This is a genomic window from Amaricoccus macauensis (assembly GCF_014201905.1).
GTDB lineage: Bacteria > Pseudomonadota > Alphaproteobacteria > Rhodobacterales > Rhodobacteraceae > Amaricoccus > Amaricoccus macauensis.
The window spans coordinates 1-3,537 of sequence record NZ_JACHFM010000015.1 but is presented as its reverse complement, the minus strand read 5'-3'; the positions used below and the strand labels follow the sequence as shown (position 1 = coordinate 3,537).

Sequence of the window (3,537 nt, the reverse complement as noted above, 5' to 3'; positions counted from 1 at the left end):
TCGTCTTTCCTGAGCTGGCACGGGCCGCGGCGGCGGCCCCTGGTTCTGCGAGCGGCGAGATAGTTGTAAATTTCCTTCAGTGCAAGCCGTGTGGCCCTCGGGTGGCGCACCATATATATAGTGTGACAGCGCATGGACGGGCCACGAACGGGCCGTGGAAGGAAATCCCGGCCCCCGGCGCGGACAGTGTGTTGACAAGAGGTAGCGATTCCCTTAGTTACCGCGCGCTCCGGAAGGGCCTCGGCTCATCCGGAACAAGCCTTTGAACTGGCGGTCACGACTCGGGCGAAAGCCCCAGTCCTCTGGAATTTCGCCGCGGCGGACCGATGGACGGTCCCGCCGTGGCCGCTTTGGCATTCGCGAGAGCGATGCTTCGATTGGTCCCGGGAGGTCGGAACTTCCGGCCGGGGCCGGGACGAAACGGTGGAGACGAGGTCAGGACTCGAATGCCAACGATCCAACAGCTGATCCGCAAACCGCGGCAGCCGCGTGTGAACCGGTCGAAATCCATGCATCTGCAGGGCAGCCCGCAGAAGCGGGGCGTGTGCACGCGGGTTTACACGACTACGCCGAAGAAGCCGAACTCGGCCATGCGTAAGGTGGCGAAGGTCCGTCTCACGAACGGTTTCGAGGTCATCAGCTACATCCCCGGCGAGAGCCACAACCTGCAGGAGCACTCGGTCGTGCTCATTCGTGGCGGCCGCGTGAAGGACCTTCCGGGCGTGCGCTACCACATCCTGCGTGGTGTGCTCGATACCCAGGGCGTGAAGAACCGCAAGCAGCGCCGGTCGAAATACGGCGCGAAGCGTCCGAAGTGATTTCTGGCGAAACGAGGAGATAGGGCATGTCGCGACGTCGCCAGGCCGAGAAGCGCGAGATCCTGCCGGACGCCAAGTTCGGCGACCGCGTGGTCACGAAGTTCATGAACAACCTGATGTACGACGGCAAGAAGTCGGCCGCCGAGGGCATCGTGTACGGCGCGCTGGAGCGGGTCGAGACCAAGCTGAAGAAGCCCCCGGTGGAAGTGTTCCACGAGGCGCTCGACAACGTGAAGCCCTCGGTCGAGGTCCGCTCGCGCCGCGTCGGTGGTGCCACCTACCAGGTGCCGGTCGAGGTGCGTCCGGAGCGCCGCGAGGCTCTGGCGATCCGCTGGCTGATCAAGGCTTCCCGTGCCCGTAACGAGCACACCATGGAAGAGCGCCTCGCCGGCGAGTTGCTCGACGCCGCCAACATGCGTGGCGCCGCCGTGAAGAAGCGTGAAGATACTCACAAGATGGCCGACGCCAACAAGGCGTTCAGCCATTACCGCTGGTGACGGCGGAAGGTTAGGAACAGGCAGATGGCCCGCGAATATCCCCTCGATCTCTACCGTAACTTCGGCATCATGGCGCACATCGATGCCGGCAAGACGACGACGACCGAGCGTATCCTCTTCTACACCGGCAAGAGCCACAAGCTCGGCGAGGTCCATGACGGGGCCGCGACGATGGACTGGATGGAGCAGGAGCAGGAGCGGGGCATCACCATTACCTCGGCCGCGACCACCACGTTCTGGGAGCGTACCGAGGACGGCAAGACGCCGAACTCTCCGAAGCACCGCTTCAACATCATCGACACCCCCGGCCACGTCGACTTCACCATCGAAGTGGAGCGCAGCCTCGCCGTGCTCGACGGCGCGGTGTGTGTGCTCGATGCCAACGCCGGTGTGGAACCGCAGACCGAGACCGTGTGGCGTCAGGCTGACCGCTACAAGGTGCCGCGCATTGTCTACGTCAACAAGATGGACAAGATCGGCGCCGATTTCTTCAACTGCGTCAGGATGATCAAGGACCGGACCGGCGCCGTCCCGTGCCCGGTGCAGCTGCCGATCGGTTCCGAGAGCGCCCTTGAGGGCCACGTCGACCTCGTGACGATGGAAGAGTGGACGTGGAAGGGCGACGATCTTGGCGCGTCCTGGACCCGCCAGGCGATTCGCCCCGAGCTCGCCGAACAGGCCGCCGAGATGCGCTCGACCATGATCGAACTCGCGGTCGAGCTCGATGACGTGGCGATGGAGGCCTACCTCGAAGGCGAGGAGCCCGACATCGAGACCCTGCGCAAGCTGATCCGCAAGGGCACGCTCGCGATGAAGTTCGTGCCGGTGATCTGTGGCTCGGCGTTCAAGAACAAGGGCGTGCAGCCGATGCTGAACGCCGTCATCGACTACCTGCCGAGCCCGCTCGACGTGCCCGCCTACATGGGCTTCGCGCCGGGCGACGAAGAGGAAGTCCGTGACATCGCGCGTTCCGCCGATGACACGCAGCCCTTCGCCGGCCTCGCCTTCAAGATCATGAACGATCCGTTCGTCGGCTCGCTCACCTTCACGCGCATCTACTCGGGCGTCCTGCGCAAGGGCGACCAGATGATGAACTCGACCAAGGGCAAGCGCGAGCGCGTCGGCCGCATGATGATGATGCACGCGATCAACCGCGAGGAGATCGACGAGGCGTTTGCCGGCGACATCATCGCGCTCGCGGGTCTGAAGGACACCACGACCGGCGACACGGTCTGCGATCCGACGAAGCCGGTGGTCCTCGAGACCATGACTTTCCCGGAGCCGGTGATCGAGATCGCGATCGAGCCGAAGACCAAGAACGACCAGGAGAAGATGAGCCAGGGCCTGCAGCGGCTCGCGGCCGAGGATCCGTCGTTCCGCGTCGAGACCGACATCGAGTCGGGCCAGACGATCATGAAGGGGATGGGCGAGCTTCACCTCGACATCCTCGTCGATCGCCTGAAGCGCGAGTTCAAGGTCGAGGCGAACATCGGCGCGCCGCAGGTGGCGTACCGCGAGACGATCTCGAAGAAGGCCGAAATCGACTACACCCACAAGAAGCAGACGGGTGGTTCCGGCCAGTTCGCGCGCATCAAGCTCGTCATCGTGCCGACGGAGCCGGGCGAGGGCTACTCGTTCGAGAACAAGATCGTCGGCGGCGTGGTGCCGAAGGAATACATCCCGGGCGTCGAGAAGGGTATCCAGTCGGTGATGGACTCCGGTCCGCTCGCCGGGTTCCCGGTCATCGACTTCAAGGTTCAGCTGATCGACGGTGCCTATCACGACGTCGACTCGTCGGTTCTCGCCTTCGAGATCGCGGCCCGGCAGGCGATGCGCGACGGCCTGAAGAAGGCCGGTGCGAAGCTGCTCGAGCCGATCATGAAGGTCGAGGTGGTGACGCCGGACGAATATACCGGCAGCATCATCGGTGACCTCACCTCGCGTCGCGGCCAGGTGCAGGGTCAGGACACTCGCGGCAACGCCATCGCCATCGCGGCCATGGTCCCGCTCGCGAACATGTTCGGCTACATCAACACGCTGCGCTCGATGTCCTCGGGCCGTGCGGTGTTCACCATGCAGTTCGACCACTACGACGCGGTGCCGCAGAACATTTCGGACGAGATCCAGGCGAAGTTCGCCTGACCCGAGGAATTGGCCGGGCGAGGGCGCCCGGCCATCACATGAACATGCGGGCCGGTGCGCCCGGACCCAGAGGAGGCCAT

At 64.3% G+C, this 3,537-nt stretch carries 3 protein-coding genes; all 3 read left to right on the top strand.

The genetic code is table 11. The annotated features are described in order from the left end of the window. Positions 1-446: 446 nt before the first annotated feature. Genes rpsL through fusA form a run of 3 tightly spaced genes read left to right on the top strand, consistent with a single transcriptional unit; the run spans position 447 to position 3,457 of the window. The gene (gene rpsL / locus HNP73_RS22770) at positions 447-818 is read left to right on the top strand and encodes a 30S ribosomal protein S12 (protein WP_184155704.1); all 372 of its coding nucleotides are present in this window, start codon (positions 447-449) and stop codon (positions 816-818) included. 26 nt (positions 819-844) lie between these two features. Then, positions 845-1,315 carry a 30S ribosomal protein S7 gene (rpsG, locus tag HNP73_RS22765; RefSeq protein WP_184155702.1) on the top strand — a complete coding sequence of 157 codons (471 nt, stop codon included), beginning with the start codon at positions 845-847 and terminating at the stop codon, positions 1,313-1,315. A gap of 24 nt (positions 1,316-1,339) precedes the next feature. Further along, the gene (gene fusA, locus HNP73_RS22760) at positions 1,340-3,457 is read left to right on the top strand and encodes an elongation factor G (RefSeq protein WP_184155699.1); all 2,118 of its coding nucleotides are present in this window, start codon (positions 1,340-1,342) and stop codon (positions 3,455-3,457) included. Positions 3,458-3,537: the final 80 nt, after the last annotated feature.

Excerpts from the sequence above, each read along its gene's own strand:
- fusA (WP_184155699.1), top strand. The coding sequence starts at position 1,340 with ATGGCCCGCGAATATCCCCTCGATCTCTACCGTAACTTCGGCATCATG.
- rpsL (WP_184155704.1), top strand. The coding sequence starts at position 447 with ATGCCAACGATCCAACAGCTGATCCGCAAACCGCGGCAGCCGCGTGTG.
- rpsG (WP_184155702.1), top strand. The coding sequence starts at position 845 with ATGTCGCGACGTCGCCAGGCCGAGAAGCGCGAGATCCTGCCGGACGCC.